The following is a 15,942-nucleotide window of genomic DNA, read 5'->3' as shown; positions in this document are numbered from 1 at the left end:
GAGTCGCCGCTCCTCGCGCAAGGCGGCGCGTCCCGCGATCTCCGACCATCGGTCGATCCCCGCCCGCCGGACGCTTCCTATGCTCGACCCATGAGCACAGCCACCGTACGGCCAGAGACCGCGACGCCCGCGACCGACGACGGCGACGGGGCGGTGGGTGACCCGAGGCCGTCCCGGGCCCGTCGGCTCTGGGCGGGGTCGTGGCGCCTCGGCGTCGCCCTGATGACCGGGCTGGTGGCCTTCGCCGTGGTCTGGCCGTCGACCGACATGAGCGGCTGGAGCGACGCCCGGGTCGGGGCCAGCATCGTCGGTGACGTGCTCGCCGGGTCGGCCGCCCTCGTCCTCGTCCCGTTCCGTCACCGGGCACCGTTCGCCGTCACCCTCGTCGTCGTCGGTCTGGGTTCGTTCTCGACCCTCGCGGTCGGGGCCGCCGCCCTGGCCGTCGTGTCGCTGGCCACGCGCCGACGCCCCGGCGAGATCGTGGCCGCCGGAGCCGTGTTCGTCGCGGCCACGGTGGTCGCGGAACTCGTCGTGTTCCGCTCGACCGACGACGGAACCTCCGTCGGGTGGACGGCCGTCGTCCTCGGTGCCATCGTCCTCGCCTACGCGCTCCTCGCGCTGGTCGGCGTGGTGATCGGGTCGCGACGCGCCCTCGTCTCCTCGTTGCGCGAGCGGGCCCGCCTCGTCGAGCGCGACCAGGCGCTGCGCGAGGAGCGGGCCCGCGACGGAGAACGGGCCCACCTGGCCCGCGAGATGCACGACGTCCTCGGGCACCGGCTCTCCCTCGTCGCCCTGCACGCCGGGGCGCTCGAGTACCGGGGCCGCGACCTCGACCCCGACGAGACCGTCGCCGCCGCGGCCGTCGTCCGGGCCGAGGCCCACTCGGCGCTCTCCGACCTGCGGGACGTGCTGGGGGTGCTGCGCGACCCGGAGGCGGGCGGGGCCTCCGAGGTCACCGTCACCGCGCCTCCTCAACCCACGCTGCTCGAGCTCGACGCCCTCGTCGACGAGGCGCGTGAGGCGGGGTCGTCGGTCACGTCCTCGATCGACGACGCCGAGCGTCTGGCCGAGGTGCCGACCACCGTCGGTCGACACGCCTACCGCATCGTCCAGGAGGCCCTGACGAACGCCCGGCGGCACGCTCCCGGACAGCCGATCCGGGTGTCGGTCGCGGTCGCCACGACGGACGTCGTCCGCATCCGCGTCACGAACCCCGCACCCGACGTCACGACCGAGAACCGCACGGGCCACGGCCTGGCCGGGCTGGCCGAGCGCGTGCGCCTGGTGGACGGCCACTTCAGGGCGGGCCCCGACGGGGACGGCTTCGTCGTCGAGGCCGACCTGCCGTGGACGCGATGACCGGCCAGCGTCCGGTCCGGGTCGTGGTCGTCGACGACGACGCCCTGGTGCGGTCGGGACTCCGCCTCATCCTGGGCGGGCACGTCGACGTCGAACTCGTGGGCGAGGCCGTGGACGGACTCGACGCCGCCGACGTCATCGCCCGCACGGCACCGGACGTCGTGTTGATGGACATCCGCATGCCCCGCTGCGACGGGCTCGAGGCGACCGAGCGCGAGCTGGCCCGACGACCCGACCTGCGGGTGATCGTGCTGACGACCTTCGAGGCCGACGACCTCGTGCTGGGGGCCCTGCACCGCGGGGCACGCGGATTCCTCGTGAAGGACACCCCGCCGGGTGAGCTCGTCGACGCCGTACTCGCCGTCGCCCGGGGACGCTCGATCCTGTCGCCGACCGTGCTCGACCGCGTGATCGCCGCCGCCACCCGGGCCGCCGGCCCGGACGAGTCCGGCTCGGCCGCCGATGCCCGGGCCCGACTGGCCCTCCTGACCGACCGCGAGAGAGAGGTGGCCGTCGCGGTGGCCGAGGGGGCGTCGAACGCCGAGATCGCCGCCGATCTCTTCGTCAGCGTCGCCACCGTCAAGACCCACGTCGGCCACGCCTACGACAAGCTCGCCGTCGGCAACCGGGTCCAGCTGGCGCTCGTCGTCCGTGCGGCCGGCCCCGACGGCACACGGCCCGTGGCGACGACGACCGACTAGCGGAGCCCGGGCACGCCGCCGAGCAGAGCCGGACCCGAAGCCCTCAGCCCGCGACGAACTCCGCCAGCGACGCCGCCAGGTGCCGCGTCGTCAACCGCTCCTCGACGAGGGCCCGCCCGGCCGCGCCGAACGCCCGGGCCTCGGCCTCGTCGCCGAGCAGCCGCAGCACGTGCGCCGCGAGCGCCGACGGGTCCCCCACCGGCGCCAGCAACCCCGTGCGTTCGTGCACCACGTAGTCCTCGATGCCCGGGGTGTTCGTCATCACGACGGGCCGCCCCGTCGCCATCGCCTCGAGGCTGACCGTCATGCCCGACGCGTGCAGGTTGTCCCGCGTCGCGACGGCCACGACCGAGGCCCGTGCGTACAGCTCGGCCAGCTCGCGGTGCGAGACGTGCGGCACCACGGTGACGCCCTCGGGCGGTGCCGCGTCGCTCGTCGTCTGCACGACCAGCTCGACGTCCGGCCGCGCGGCGTGCACGCGCGCCAGCGTGGCGAACAGCGTCGCGGGGTCCCGGTCGCGGTCGCCCCCGATGCTCAGCACCATCGGTCGCGAGGGCCACGGTCGCGCCGCGAAGAACTCCTCGTCGACCCCGAAGGTGAAGAACCCGACCGGCGGACCGTCCTCGCCGACGAACCGCCGCAACGGTTCGACCTGCCCCCGGCTGATCACCCAGAGCCCGCTCATCCGTCGCAGCACGTCGCGCATGCGCCCGACGTCCTGCCCGCGCTCGACCCGGTCGGTCACCCAGATCACCCCGGTGAACATCCGGTCGTGGGGCCGCGTCAGCAGCATCCGCCGCGCGACGTTCTCGTCCCAGGTCACCCCGACGTCGCTCGACGGGACCCCGGACGAGGAGGCGCGGCGCGGCACCACCCGGTCGCGCAGCACCTGCAGGCGGCCGGGTTCGGTGACCGACGCGAGGCGCGCCTCCGGGGCCGAGTCGCGCAGCGCCTCGAGGCCGTAGGGCCAGAGGCCGGGCCGGCGTCCCGCCGCGTGGTCGGCGGCCCAGCCGGCCACGTCGCGTTCGTGGGCGAAGAGGACCTCGATCACCGCGCCTCCTTCTCGTCGTCACCGGTACGGCCGTCGCGCGCATGCTCCTCGGCGGCCCGCTCGGCCACCGCTCGTTCGGCGATGGCCTGGTCGGTCGCGGTCTCGTCACCACGCTGCTCGTCGACGTCGAGGCCCGCCGTGCCCACCGTGGCGTCGTCGTCGACGCCGGAATCGTCGCCCGAGCCACCAGCGCCGCCAGCCGCGGCCTCGGCCCGACGCCGCCCCAGGTCGCGCGACACGTACCAGAGGTTCGGCACGAGCTGGCAGAGCGCCACCGAGATCGCCGAGCCCAGCACCGGCCCTGCCGCACCGACCAGCCCGATGAACCACCACGACAGCCCGAGGTTGAGCGGGACCATCAGCACGATCGGGAGCACCTGGAAGACCAGTCCGGTCTTGTCGGTCATGTACATGCCGACCGGGTACTTCGCCGCCTGCAGGCCGACGAACACGACGAAGCCGACGAGCATCCAGCCGTCGAGCGTGATCGCCCCGCCCGAGACGAACCGCGCCAGGAACGGGCTCAGCACGGCGAGCGCGGTGCCGAGCACGAGTCCCCCGAGCAGGAACCACAGGGTCGGCACGGTCGGGGACTCCACCCGCCCGGCCGACCGGGCCGCCGCGTAGACCGGCCAGAGCGCGATGCCTGCCGCGGCGACGGTCTGCAGGACGATGCCGAACAGCTGCGAGGCGAGGTTGTACTGCGCGAGCTCGTCCGGACCGGCGAGGTGGCTGAGCAGCAGGCGGCCCGTCTGCATCGCGACCGGCAGCGCGATCATCTGCACGAGCATCGGCCAGGCGAGGCCCAGGGCGGGTACGCCACGGTAGCTGCGGACGCGTGGCACGAGCTTGACGGCCTGTCCGATCTGCGGGGACAGCGCGCGGGCCGCCACGATCAGGCAGATCACCGAGACGAGGCTGTTGGCCACGTACGAGACGACCGCGAGGTAGCTGCCGATCGGCGCGCTGAACATGACGGCCGAGCCGATCGCGAGCAGCATGAACGGCGCCACGACGGCCTGGCTGGCCACCTGCGTGCTGGTCTTCTTCAGCCCCACGAGGATGCGCTGGCCGACCGTCAGCGGGATCACCAGGCCGAACACCGCCAGACAGAGACCGGCCGCGAGCGAGCCGCCGTCGGGCAGCAGCCCCTCACCGAGCAAGACGGGCCACCAGCCGGCGAGCGTGATGATCAGTGCGACCGCGACCATGATGCCGCCCGACACCAGCAGCACGCGGAAGGCCGTGACGATCGAGCGCTTGACGAAGTCGTCGGTGCGGACCGACGACGACCCGGCCACGGCGTTGATCACGATCGCCGCGATGCCGAGGTCGGCGAAGGGCAGCAGGGTGGGGAACGTCGAGAGCAGCCCGTACTGGGCGTAGGCGTCGGTGCCGAAGTTCTGGATGATCATGCGGCTCGTGATGATGCCGAGCACGCCCGACAGCCCCATCACGATCACCTTGATCGCCGCGGTCGAGCCCACGGCGGCCATCGCGCCGCCCCGCCGAGGACGACCGGCCGAGCCCGTCGCCGACCGGCTCACGAGGCGCGCCCGAACAGTCGGTCGTCCGCGGCGAGGCGTCCGTCGCGGTCGGGCAGGTCCGCCAGCACGTCGTCGGCGGCGCGGCCCGCGTCGAGCGCCGCGACGATCGCGTCGGCCAGCACCTGAGGGGAACGCGGGTCGGACGCGACCACGTGGCCGTGGGCGTCGAGCCAGTCGGCCAGGCCGGTCTCGGTCGTCGTCACGACGGTGCAACCGTGCGACAGCCCCTCGACGATCGGCAGTCCCACCTGCTCGCGCCAGGTCGGGCTCGGCTGCGACCAGAGCACGAGCACGCGCGCCTCGTCGAGCACGGAGTGGATGCGCGGGCGCGACGGGTCGACCTCGACGACGACCGAGGGCTCCGTGGCCGACAGGGCCCGCGCCTCCTGCTCGAGGGCGCCCTTGCCGAGCAGCGTGAGCGTCGCCTGCGGGCGGGCGGCGACGACGAGCGGCCAGGCCGCCGCCAGCACACGCAGTCCCTTGCGCTCGACGAACGAACCGACGAACGCGACCGAGGGCGGACGGACCCCGCCGCCGCGGGCGTCCTGGTGACGCGTCGGCAGCGCGGGCACCGAGGCCACGGAGGCCCGGGGCGACGGAGAACCGAGGAGGCGCGTGTACGTCTCGCGCGCCGCCTCCGTCCCGAAGACCACCCGGTCGAGTCGGCGCCAGACCGCCCGGGCCAGCACGCGTTCACCGCGTCGGCGCAGTCGCGTCCGCAGCCGGGGAGCGGTCGCCGACGTGAACGGGTCGGCGTTGCCGATCAGGTAGCTCACCACGGTGGTCGGGCGGCCGGTGATCCGACGTCGCACCGCCAGGGCCGCCAGCACGAGCGCGGTCGCGGGCAGGCTCGACGTCATCAGCGGCTCGTTGACCTCGAGGGTCTCGACCTCGGACCGCGCGATCAGCCAGGCGGCGCGCACCGGGCCGGCCGGCACGAGGTCGAGGCCCTCGGCGAGCGAGGCGTCGAAGTCGTACCGCGTCACCCGGTAGACGATGCTGGCCGGGGCGAGTTCGTGGGCCCGTTCGAGATGCGCCGTGCGCAGCGACTCGTACAACCGGACGGCCGGGAGGCGCGGTGCGGCCCCCCGGGACGGCCGAGCGACGGTCACGGCGCGTCGACGCCCCGACCGCCGGCCGGGCGGGAGGAGATCGGAGCCTTCGGCGCCGACGGGCCGCCACCGGCACGCTGTGCGCTCTCGGAGACGCCGTCGAGGACGATGCCGAGCACGGGCACCTGGACGCCGGTCAACGCCCGGGCGGCCTGGACCAACTGGCCGCGGGACGAGTGGCCCACCGTGGCGACGAGCACGACGCCGTCGCTCAAGCGGCCGAGCTCGAGGGCGTCGGACGAGCTGAGCACACCGGGGGTGTCGACGATGACCACGTCGTAGCGCTCGCGCGCGGACTCGACGAACAGGGCCATCGACTTCGAGCTGAGCAGCGGGCTGGGGTTCGGGGGCACCTCGCCGGTGGGGATGACGTCGACCCGGTCGCGCCAGGGCGTGACGGCGTCGGCGAACTCGAGACGCCCCACGACGACGTCGGTCAGGCCCGTCTCGTCCGACACGGCCGCGAGGTCGGCGAGTCCGCCGCCCCGGAGGTCGGCGTCGATCACGAGGACGGACTGGCCGCGTTCGGCGTAGGCCAGCGCCAGGTCGAGGACGACGGCACCGCGGCTCTCACGGTCGTCGGTGCTGACCGACGAGACGGCGATCGTCCGGGCGACCGCGTCCACGTCCGAGAACTGGAGCTGCGCACGGATGCGACGGAAGTCGTCGGCCGCCGCGCCCTGGGGCTCGTCGGCGAACGCCATGCTGCCGCGGCGACGGCGCGCGACGCTGCCGAGCACGGGGGCGACGCGCAGCTCGTCGACGTCGGCCGTCGAGCGGAGGCGCGTGTCGACCACGGAGCGGACCAGGGCGAAGACGATGCCCAGGGCCGCACCGATGGCGAGCCCGGTGAGTGCGATGAGGCGACGGTTGGGGCCCGCGGGCGAGTTCGGCGGCGTGGCCTCGGCGATGGGTGCCACGCTCAGCGTCGACAGGCCGGCCGCGCTCTCGGGCGAGAGCGATCGGGCCTCGTCGCTGAGCGACCGGGTCACGGCGTTGGCGATGTCGGCCGCCCGCTGACGGTCGGAGTCGACCACGGTGACGTCGATGATGACGGTGTTCAGCGGGTTCTCGGCCGTGACCTGCCGGGCCAGCTGGACCGGGGTGAGGTCGAGCCCCAGGTCGGAGATGACCGGTTCGAGGACGACCGTCGACGTGGCCAGGCGGGTGTAGCTCTGCACGAGGTTCTGCGTGTACGACGAGCCCTGGAGCAGCTCGTTCGGGTCGGAGCCCTCGGCGGCGGAGACGAAGACGCTGCTGGTCGAGCGGAAGCTGTCGGGTCGTGTCTGGGCGTAGCCGTAACCGGCCGCACCGCCGAGCAGGGCGAGGACGAGGATGACGGGCCAGCTCTTCACGAGCGCGCGCCAGTAGTGCTGAGGATCCAACTGACACTCCCGGGTTAAGTGGTTGAACCTGGCGAGCATACCCGCAGCGAACGGGGGCCATGACCCCCCGACGGGGGCGCCCCGGCGGCCGCACGCGTGGGATCACCCGCTCTCACCCGCTGACCGCCCGGTGGGGGGATGCGGCCGGCCGCCCTCGGCCGGCGGCCGAGTCAGCGGACGGGCAGCTCCACACCCACCCAGCGCGGCCCGTGCGGGGTGATCGTCACCCGGCGGGGTTCGTCGGGCTCGTCGGGCTCGTCGACGGGATCGCTCGAGGGGGTGACATCCCGGGCACCCGTCGGTCGCTCGATCACGACGTCGAGCCACGAGTCGGACACCCCGTCGAGCAGCCCCGCACCCCACTCGACGACGACGATCGAGTTCTCGAAGTCGAGGTCCAGGTCGTCGAGCTCGGCCTCGCCCGACAGCCGGTAGGCGTCGACGTGCACCAAGGGAGTGCCCGACGCGGTCGGGTGCGTGCGCGCCAGGACGAACGTCGGGCTCGCCACCTGGCCGCGGACCTCGAGCCCCTCGCCCAGGCCGCGCGTGAAGGTCGTCTTGCCGGCACCGAGCGGTCCGGTGAGGACCAGCAGGTCACCCGCTCGCAGCAGGCCGGACACCCGACGTCCCAGCGCCTCCATGGCGTCGGCGTCGGCGACGGCGAGCTCGACGGGACGGCCCGGGGTGGTCACGGGCGGCCGCCGACGTAGACGCGCGGCACCCGGGCGCCGACGCGGCAGGCGACCTCTTCGGGAATCGTGCCGGTGGCGTCGGCCCACTCGCCGATGGTCATCTCGCCCCGGTCGCCCGGGCCGAACAGCACGACCTCGTCGCCGACCGCGACCGGGTCGTCGCCCATGTCGACGAGGAACTGGTCCATCGCGACCCGGCCGACGATCGGCCGCGGCGCACCGTTCACGACGACGTGCACCGCCCCCTGCGCCCGGCGGCTGACGCCGTCGGCGTAGCCCAGGGGCACGAGCGCGAGCGTCGTGTCGGACGGAGCACGGAAGGTGTAGTCGTACGAGACCCCGGTGCCCGCGGCGACGCGCTTGACCTTGACGACGGACGCGCTCAGCGTGAGCACCGGACGCAGCCCGCGGTCCGCGGCGGTCACGCCCTCGGTCACGGGGATGCCCAGGCCGTTCGACCCCATGCGCACCATGTCGAAGCGCCGCTCGGGGTGCTCGAGCGCGGCCGAGCTCGACGACATGTGCCGCTTCTCGACGGTGGCACCGAACGCCTCGGCGTCGGCCACGGCCTTCTCGAACACCCGGGCCGCGGCCTGGTCGTCGGCCTCGCTCGTCTCGCTGACGTGCGAGAAGATGCCGCGCAGGCGGACCACGCCCTCGTCGCGCAACTCGACGGCACGGGCGACGAAGGCCGGCCAGTCCGAGGGCAGGCAGCCCTCGCGGTGCAGCCCGGTGTCGATCGTCAGGTGGAGGAGGGCGACACCACCGCGTGCCCGCGCGACGGCAGCGACGGACTCGAGCTGGTCGAGGGTCGACACCCCCAGGTCGACGTGCAGGTCGACGGCGGCCTCGAGGTCGTCGGACGGGCTGAGTTGCCAGGCGAAGAACGAGGCGTCGCCTCCGATGCCCAGACGTCGCATCCTCAGGGCCGGCGCGAGCTCGACCGTGCCGAACCAGCGGATGCCCGCTGCCACGGCCTCGGGCACGAGCACGTCGGCCCCGTGGGAGTAGGCGTCGGCCTTGACGATGGCCAGGATCTCGACCGGGTCGAGACGGGCGATCAACGACTCGAGGTTCGCCCGGTACGCGGCCAGGTCGACCGTGGCCCGGCGCAGGGACGTCGCGGCGCTCATGCGGTGTACCTCCGGGTGAGGCCGGCGGCCAGGCACGCGACGACCTCGTAGGTGATGCCGCCCATGGCGTCGGCCCAGTCGGCGGCGGACTGCCGACCCAGCGCCGGGTCGCCGAACAGCACGACCTCGTCGCCGATCTCGACGGGGTCGTCGCCCACGTCGATCACGAGGGCGTTCATCGCGATGCGCCCGCGGACCCGGTAGGTGCGCCGGCCGATCGTCACGGACGCGCGCTCGCTCGCGGCCCGGTCGATGCCGTCCGCGTACCCGGCGGGCACGATCGCGATGGACGTGTCGCGCTCGGGGCGGAAGAGGTAGCCGTAGGAGACGCCCTCGCCCGCCGGGATGCGCTTGACGGTGGTCACCGGTGCCGTGACGGTCATGGCCGGACGCAGGCCGAGCTCGGCGGACGTGCGGTCGGGGTAGGGGCTGAGCCCGTAGCTCGCGAGACCGAAGCGCACCATCGTGGCCCTCGAGCCGACGTAGTCGAGCGCCGCCGCCGAGGCGGCGACGTGCAGCAGGGGTGGCCGCACGCCCCGCTCGTCGAGCATCTGGGAGGCGCGGGCGAAGCGGGCCGTCTGCAGGCCGTCCTCCTCGGACGAGGCGTTCGACACGTGGGTCATGAGGCCCTCGACCGGCACGACGGCGGCGTGGCCGGCCGCACGCTCGAACAGCTCGGGCCACTCGGACTCGACGGCCCCGTTGCGGCTCAGGCCCGTGTCGATCGCCAGGTGGACCGCGCGGACGCCGGCCGCCACGGCCGCCTCGAGCTGGTCGACGCTCGACACCGCCGGGGTGATGCCGAGCGCGGCGGCCTCGACGAAGTCCTCGTCGGGAGCGTGCAGCCAGGCGAGCACGGGCGCCTCGACACCCGCTCGTCGCAGGGCCACGGCCTCGGTCAGGTCGGCCACGCCGAGCCAGTCGACGCCGGCCTCGACGAAGGCCCGGGCGCACTCGACGGCACCGTGGCCGTAGGCATTGGCCTTGACGACGGCCATGACGGCCGCCGGTGCGACGGCCGCCCGCAGCACCTCGACGTTGTGTCGCAGCGCGGCCGTGTCGACGGTGATGGTGACGTCGTGGGTCATCGGTCTGCCCCTTCGTGGTGTGCGTCGTCGTGGTCGGCAGCGCCGCGGCCGTCGCCTTCGGCGACCACGTAGGCGACCGCCACCCCGCCATCGTGGCTGAGCGACAGGTGGAGGCGCGCGACGCCCCGCGAGTCCGCCAGCGACCGTGCTCCCCCGCTGAGCACGAGCGAAGGGGCTCCCTGGTCGTCGGAGACGACCACGACGTCGTGCCAGCGCACCCCGGTGGAGCCGCCCAGGGACTTGATCAGCGCCTCCTTGGCGGCGAAACGGGCCGCCAGCGACTGGCGCCCGCGCGGGCTGCCGTCACGCAGGACGAGTTCGTCGGCCCGGAACAGTCGCGTCGCGAGTGCCGGGGTGCGCTCGATCGAGCGGCCGAAGCGTTCGAGGTCGACGACGTCGACGCCGATGCCCACGATCACGTCCTCACCCGCCTGATGCCCTGCCCCGGCTGCACGACCCGTTACTCGACGGTGACCGACTTGGCCAGGTTGCGCGGCTGGTCGACGTCGAGGCCCTTGGCGGCGGCGAGCTCCATGCCGAAGATGTGCAGCGGCACGACCGACAGCAGGGGCTCGAAGAGCGGGGCCGCCAGCGGGATGTGCAGCACCTCGTCGGCGAAGGGCAGCACCGCGGCGTCGCCCTCTTCGGCGATCGCGATGACCCGGGCGCCGCGCGCACGGATCTCTTGGATGTTCGAGACGACCTTGGGGTGCAGCGATCGCGGGTCGCGCGGGCTGGGGACGATGACGAAGACGATCTGGCCGGGCTCGATCAGCGCGATCGGGCCGTGCTTGAGCTCGCCGGCGGCGAAGCCCTCGGCGTGGATGTAGGCCAGCTCTTTCAGCTTGAGCGCCCCTTCGAGGGCGATCGGGTAGCCCACGTGGCGACCGAGGAAGAGGACGGACCGGGTGTCGGCCATCCAGCCGGCGAGGGTCTTGATGCGCTCGGACGACTCGAGCACCTGCTCGATCTTGCCGGGGATCTCGTGCAGGTCGGCGACCTGCTCGGCGATGGCCTCGGTGCTGAGCGTGCCCCGCAGGGTCGCCAGGTGCAGGCCCAGCAGGAAGAGCGCGGTGCCCTGGGCGACGAACGCCTTGGTCGACGCGACGGCGACCTCGGGGCCGGCGTGCGTGTAGAGCACGGCGTCGGACTCGCGCGGGATCGTCGAGCCCTGGGTGTTGCAGATCGAGAGCACCTGGGCACCCTGCTCGCGGGCGTACTTGACGGCCATCAGGGTGTCCATCGTCTCGCCCGACTGGCTGATCGACACCACGAGGGTCTTCTCGTCGAGCACCGGGTCGCGGTAGCGGAACTCGTGCGCCAACTCGACCTCGACGGGGACGCGGGCCCACTGCTCGACGGCGTACTTGCCGAGGATGCCGGCGTAGGCGGCGGTGCCGCAGGCGATGACGATGACGCGGTCGACCGTCAGGAGGCGCTCCCGCACGCCGTCGAGCTCGGGCAGGGTCACGGCGCCGTCGACGGTGATGCGGCCGAGCAGCGTCTTGGCGACGGCCTCGGGCTCCTCGCTGATCTCTTTAGCCATGAAGCTGGACCAGCCGCCCTTCTCGGCGGCCGAGGCGTCCCAGTCGACCTCGAACTCGGTCGTCTCGACGGGCGCGCCGGTGAAGTCGACGACCTCGACCGAATCGGGACGGATCGTCACCAACTGGTCCTGCCCGATCGACATGGCACGACGGGTGTGCGCGACGAAGGCTGCGACGTCGCTGCCGAGGAAGTTCTCGCCGTCACCCAGGCCGATGACCAGGGGCGAGTTGCGGCGGGCGCCGACGACGACGCCGGGCTGGTCGGCGTGCACGACGAGCAGCGTGAAGGCGCCGTCGAGGGTGTTGACGACCGTGCGCAAGGCCTCGGTCAGGTCGCCGGAGGCGCGGTAGGCGCGGGCGACCAGGTGCGCGGCGACCTCGGAATCGGTCTCGCTGAGGAACTCGACGCCCTCGGCGAGCAGCTCGGCCTTGAGCTCGGAGAAGTTCTCGATGATGCCGTTGTGGATGAGGGCGAGCTTGCCGTCGTCCGACAGGTGGGGATGCGCGTTCTCGTCCGTCGGGCCACCGTGGGTCGCCCACCGGGTGTGACCGATGCCGGTCGTGCCGTCGGTCAGCGGCGTCGCCTCGAGGTCGTCGACGAGCATCTGCAGCTTGCCGGCTTTCTTGCGGGTCCCGAGGTCACCCGCGGCGTCGATCACGGCGACTCCCGCCGAGTCGTACCCGCGGTACTCGAGTCGCTTCAGGCCGCCCAGCAGTACCTCGACGCTCTTGTCACCCGCTCCGACGTATCCCACGATTCCACACATGCGGTCGATCCTAGAGGTTCCCGTCCGAGAGCCCGGCGGGCCGTGCCGACTCGCGCCGACCCCGGACCGGTAGCCTCGTGCGCATGGCCGAAGCCAACCCGACGACCACGCCCTCCGCCGTGCACGCGAGCCCCTTCGTCGAGATCGGACGCGACGCCTGGGCCGACCTGGCCCCGACGACGCGCCTGCCGCTGACCGAGACCGAGATCGTGCAGCTGCGCGGCCTCGGCGACCGTCTCGACATGCGCGAGGTGCAGGACGTCTACGTCCCGCTCAGCCGCCTCCTCAACCTCTACGCTGCCGGCGCCCGCAACCTGCATCGGGCGACGAGCGACTTCCTCGGCGAACGCGCCCAGCGCACGCCCTTCGTGATCGGCGTCGCCGGGTCGGTGGCCGTCGGCAAGTCGACCGTGGCGCGCCTCCTGCGTGAACTGCTGAGCCGCTGGGACGACACCCCGCGCGTCGAGCTGGTGACCACCGACGGGTTCCTCTACCCGAACGCCGAGCTCGAACGCCGCGGCATCATGAGCCGCAAAGGTTTCCCCGAGTCGTACGACCGCCGCCACCTGCTGCGGTTCGTCTCGCAGGTCAAGAGCGGTGCCGAAGAGGTGCGGGCCCCGTTCTACTCGCACACCAGCTACGACATCATGCCGAGCGCCGAGGTCGTCGTGCGCCGGCCCGACATCCTGATCGTCGAGGGGCTGAACGTGCTGCAGCCCGCCGTCGCCGGTCGGCTCGCCCTCAGCGACCTGTTCGACTTCACGGTGTACGTCGACGCCCGCACCGGCGACATCGAGAACTGGTTCGTCGACCGGTTCCTCGCTCTGCAGAAGAGCGCCTTCACCCAGGAGCGCTCGTTCTTCCACCGCTTCGCCGACATGAGCGAACCCGAGGCCAGGTCGTTCGCCTCGGGCGTCTGGAAGTCGGTCAACGAGCCGAACCTGATCGAGAACGTGCTGCCGACCCGGTCACGGGCGACGCTCGTCCTGCGGAAGGCCGCCGACCACAAGGTCAGCTCGGTCTTGCTGCGCAAGATCTGACCCGAGGCGACGACGCCGCGCCCCGATCAGGGGCGGGGTCCGGTCAGGAGGCGCGGGTGGCGTCACCGCGACGACGCACCCCGTGCGCCGCGCGGCTCAGAGGGCGAGTCGCTCGCGGACGACGTCGGCCAACGCGTGGGCGACGCGGTCGGCGGTCGCCTGGTCGGCGGCCTCGACCATCACGCGCACGACGGGCTCGGTGCCCGAGGGACGGAGCAGCACGCGGCCGGTGTCGCCGAGCTCGGCCTCGAACCGGCGCACGGCCTCGGCCACGCCCTCGTCGGACGCGGCTCGCGAACGGTCGACGTCGCGCACGTTGATCATGATCTGCGGGAAGACCGTCATGACCGAGGCGAGTTCGGCCAGGCTCTTGCCGGTCGCGGCCATGCGGGCCACGAGCGAGAGGCCGGTGAGGATGCCGTCGCCGGTGGTGGCGTAGTCGGCGAAGACGATGTGGCCGGACTGCTCGCCGCCGAGGGTGAAGCCGTGCTCGTTCATGTCCTCGAGCACGTAGCGGTCGCCGACCTTGGTCTGACGGACCGTGATGCCGTGGTCGGCCATGGCGCGGATGAGGCCGAGGTTGCTCATGACGGTCGCGACGAGGGTGTCGCCGACGAGCGCGCCGCGCTCTTTCTGGGCCAGGGCGATGATGGCCATGATCTGGTCACCGTCGACCACCGCACCCGTGGCGTCGACGGCCAGGCAACGGTCGGCGTCGCCGTCGTGCGCGATGCCGACGTCGGCACCGTGCTCGAGGACGGCCTTCGCGAGGTTGTCGAGGTGGGTGGACCCCACGCCGTCGTTGATGTTCACGCCGTCGGGGTCGGCACCGATCAGGGTGACGGTCGCGCCGGCGTCGGTGAAGACCTCGGGCGAGACGGCCGAGGCGGCCCCGTGGGCACAGTCGAGGACGACGTGGATGCCGTCGAGCCGGTTCGGCAGGGCACCGAGCAGGTGCAGCACGTACCGGTCTTCGGCGTCGGCGAAGCGGCGGATGCGGCCGACGTCGCCACCGATGGGCATCAGCTGAGGATCGGCCATGGCGGCCTCGATGCGGTCCTCGACCTCGTCGGGCAGCTTCGTGCCGCCGAAGGCGAAGAACTTGATGCCGTTGTCGGGCGCCGGGTTGTGCGAGGCACTGATCATCACGCCGAAGTCGGCGCCGATGTCGTCGACCAGGAAGGCCGCGGCGGGGGTCGGGATGACCCCGGCGTCGAGCACGTCGACGCCCGAACTGGCGAGCCCGGCGCAGACGGCGGCGGTGAGGAACTCACCGGAGATGCGGGGGTCGCGCGCGACGACGGCGACGGGTCGCCGTCCCTCGGCGCGGCGGGCATCGGCGTGATGCCCCTTCGTGAGCACCACCGCGCTCGCCTGGGCGAGGCCCAGGGCGAGCGCGGCGGTCAACTCACGGTTGGCGAGGCCTCTGACACCGTCCGTACCGAACAAACGCGACATCGCGAGACCTGCCTTGTGTGGTGCTGGTTAGCGCTTCGAGAACTGCGAGGCCTTGCGGGCCTTCTTGAGACCGGCCTTCTTGCGCTCGATGACGCGGGCGTCACGGGTGAGGAAGCCGGCCTTCTTGAGCGTGGCGCGGTTGTTCTCACGGTCGATCTCGTTCAGCGCACGGGCGATGGCGAGACGGAGGGCACCGGCCTGACCCGAGGGGCCACCACCGGTGACCTTGACGGCCACGTCGTACGAGCCGAGCAGGTCGAGGACCTTGAACGGGTCGTTGATCAGCTGCTGGTGCAGCTTGTTGGGGAAGTAGTCCTCGAGGGTGCGACCGTTGACGACGATCGTGCCGGAGCCGGGCGTGAGGCGCGCGCGGGCGATGGCCTCTTTGCGACGACCGACGGCGGAACCGCCGACGCTCAGCACGGGGCGGGGCGTCGCGGCGGCCTCGGGGGCCGAGCTCTCGGTGGTGAAGCTCTCGGGAGCCTGGTCGATGGAATCTGCGATCTGAGCCACTGTGTGGGGGTCCTTAAGTCTGAAGGCGGACGCTACTGGGCGACCTGGTCGAGGGTGTAAACCGTGGGCTGCTGAGCAGCGTGGGGGTGCTCGGCACCCGCGTACACCTTCAGCTTCTTGATCTGGGCACGGCCCAGCGAGTTCTTCGGCAGCATGCCACGGATGGCCTTCTCGACCGCACGGGTGGGGTGCTTCTCGACCATCTCGGAGTACGTGGTGGCCGTGATGCCGCCCGGGTAGCCCGAGTGACGGTAGTAGAGCTTCTCGGCCAGCTTGGAGCCGGTGAGGGCCACCTTGTCGGCGTTGATGACGATGACGAAGTCGCCCATGTCCATGTGGGGGGCGAAGGTCGGCTTGTGCTTGCCGCGCAGCAGGGCCGCCACGTGGCTCGCGAGGCGGCCGAGCACGACGTCGTTGGCGTCGATGATCAGCCAGTTCGGCTGAACGTCAGCCGGCTTGGGGGAGAAAGTGCGCGTCACAGTAGTGCTGCTTTCTGGTCGAGGTGAGAGGTTCGTGAATCCCGCTCCGTTGCCGTTGTCACCGCAGAGG

Annotated in this window: 15 protein-coding genes; 3 read left to right on the top strand and 12 right to left on the bottom strand. The window is 72.5% G+C overall.

What is annotated here, in order from left to right:
* Positions 1–90 precede the first annotated feature (90 nt).
* Entirely contained in the window at positions 91–1,359 is a 1,269-nt protein-coding gene (locus tag BIV04_RS10730) for a sensor histidine kinase (RefSeq protein WP_143048668.1), read from the top strand.
* Positions 1,356–2,060, top strand: a complete 705-nt coding sequence (locus BIV04_RS10725) for a response regulator transcription factor (RefSeq protein ID WP_071256547.1) — start codon at positions 1,356–1,358, stop codon at positions 2,058–2,060. Before BIV04_RS10730 ends, BIV04_RS10725 begins: the two co-directional genes overlap by 4 nt.
* A gap of 43 nt (positions 2,061–2,103) precedes the next feature.
* Here the strand turns inward: BIV04_RS10725 and BIV04_RS10720 are convergent, their stop codons facing one another.
* The 9 genes from BIV04_RS10720 to glmS form a co-directional block, all read right to left on the bottom strand.
* Positions 2,104–3,111 (bottom strand): glycosyltransferase family 4 protein, encoded by a 1,008-nt coding sequence (locus BIV04_RS10720; RefSeq protein ID WP_143048667.1) that lies wholly within the window; start codon positions 3,109–3,111, stop codon positions 2,104–2,106.
* Positions 3,108–4,607 (bottom strand): lipopolysaccharide biosynthesis protein, encoded by a 1,500-nt coding sequence (locus BIV04_RS10715; RefSeq protein WP_218141846.1) that lies wholly within the window; start codon positions 4,605–4,607, stop codon positions 3,108–3,110. The genes BIV04_RS10720 and BIV04_RS10715 overlap by 4 nt, the downstream gene beginning before the upstream one ends.
* A gap of 47 nt (positions 4,608–4,654) precedes the next feature.
* A complete protein-coding gene (locus BIV04_RS10710) occupies positions 4,655–5,770 on the bottom strand; it encodes a glycosyltransferase family 4 protein (RefSeq protein WP_083396356.1) in 1,116 nt (371 codons plus the stop codon).
* The gene (locus BIV04_RS10705) at positions 5,767–7,155 is read right to left on the bottom strand and encodes a polysaccharide biosynthesis tyrosine autokinase (RefSeq protein ID WP_177174806.1); all 1,389 of its coding nucleotides are present in this window, start codon (positions 7,153–7,155) and stop codon (positions 5,767–5,769) included. The genes BIV04_RS10710 and BIV04_RS10705 overlap by 4 nt, the downstream gene beginning before the upstream one ends.
* Positions 7,156–7,325: 170 nt before the next feature.
* Complete coding sequence (tsaE, locus tag BIV04_RS10700) at positions 7,326–7,847, bottom strand: tRNA (adenosine(37)-N6)-threonylcarbamoyltransferase complex ATPase subunit type 1 TsaE (protein WP_369825315.1); 522 nt, start codon at positions 7,845–7,847, stop codon at positions 7,326–7,328.
* Positions 7,844–8,980, bottom strand: coding sequence for an alanine racemase (alr, locus tag BIV04_RS10695; RefSeq protein ID WP_071256238.1), 1,137 nt, complete (start codon positions 8,978–8,980; stop codon positions 7,844–7,846). Before alr (BIV04_RS10695) ends, tsaE begins: the two co-directional genes overlap by 4 nt.
* A complete protein-coding gene (alr, locus tag BIV04_RS10690; RefSeq protein WP_071256235.1) occupies positions 8,977–10,068 on the bottom strand; it encodes an alanine racemase in 1,092 nt (363 codons plus the stop codon). Before alr (BIV04_RS10690) ends, alr (BIV04_RS10695) begins: the two co-directional genes overlap by 4 nt.
* Positions 10,065–10,487, bottom strand: a complete 423-nt coding sequence (locus tag BIV04_RS10685; protein WP_054145435.1) for a holo-ACP synthase — start codon at positions 10,485–10,487, stop codon at positions 10,065–10,067. Before BIV04_RS10685 ends, alr (BIV04_RS10690) begins: the two co-directional genes overlap by 4 nt.
* Before the next feature lie 41 nt (positions 10,488–10,528).
* The gene (glmS, locus tag BIV04_RS10680; RefSeq protein WP_071256234.1) at positions 10,529–12,382 is read right to left on the bottom strand and encodes a glutamine--fructose-6-phosphate transaminase (isomerizing); all 1,854 of its coding nucleotides are present in this window, start codon (positions 12,380–12,382) and stop codon (positions 10,529–10,531) included.
* Positions 12,383–12,465: 83 nt separating this feature from the next.
* On the opposite strand from glmS, the gene coaA reads away from it, so the two are divergent.
* On the top strand, positions 12,466–13,422 hold the full coding sequence (gene coaA, locus BIV04_RS10675; protein WP_071256233.1) for a type I pantothenate kinase: 957 nt from the start codon (positions 12,466–12,468) through the stop codon (positions 13,420–13,422).
* A 96-nt stretch (positions 13,423–13,518) separates the two neighbouring features.
* Here the strand turns inward: coaA and glmM are convergent, their stop codons facing one another.
* The 3 genes from glmM to rplM are packed head-to-tail and all read right to left on the bottom strand — an operon-like array spanning position 13,519 to position 15,872.
* Entirely contained in the window at positions 13,519–14,880 is a 1,362-nt protein-coding gene (gene glmM, locus BIV04_RS10670; protein WP_071256231.1) for a phosphoglucosamine mutase, read from the bottom strand.
* Positions 14,881–14,907: 27 nt separating this feature from the next.
* Positions 14,908–15,393, bottom strand: a complete 486-nt coding sequence (gene rpsI / locus BIV04_RS10665; RefSeq protein ID WP_082059799.1) for a 30S ribosomal protein S9 — start codon at positions 15,391–15,393, stop codon at positions 14,908–14,910.
* 32 nt (positions 15,394–15,425) lie between these two features.
* Entirely contained in the window at positions 15,426–15,872 is a 447-nt protein-coding gene (rplM, locus tag BIV04_RS10660) for a 50S ribosomal protein L13 (RefSeq protein ID WP_043593314.1), read from the bottom strand.
* Positions 15,873–15,942 lie beyond the last annotated feature (70 nt).

Source organism: Frigoribacterium sp. MCBA15_019 (assembly GCF_001864945.1).
Lineage (GTDB): Bacteria > Actinomycetota > Actinomycetes > Actinomycetales > Microbacteriaceae > Frigoribacterium.
The sequence above is the reverse complement of the archived record's forward strand: the minus strand, read 5'-3'. Positions and strand labels throughout refer to the sequence as shown.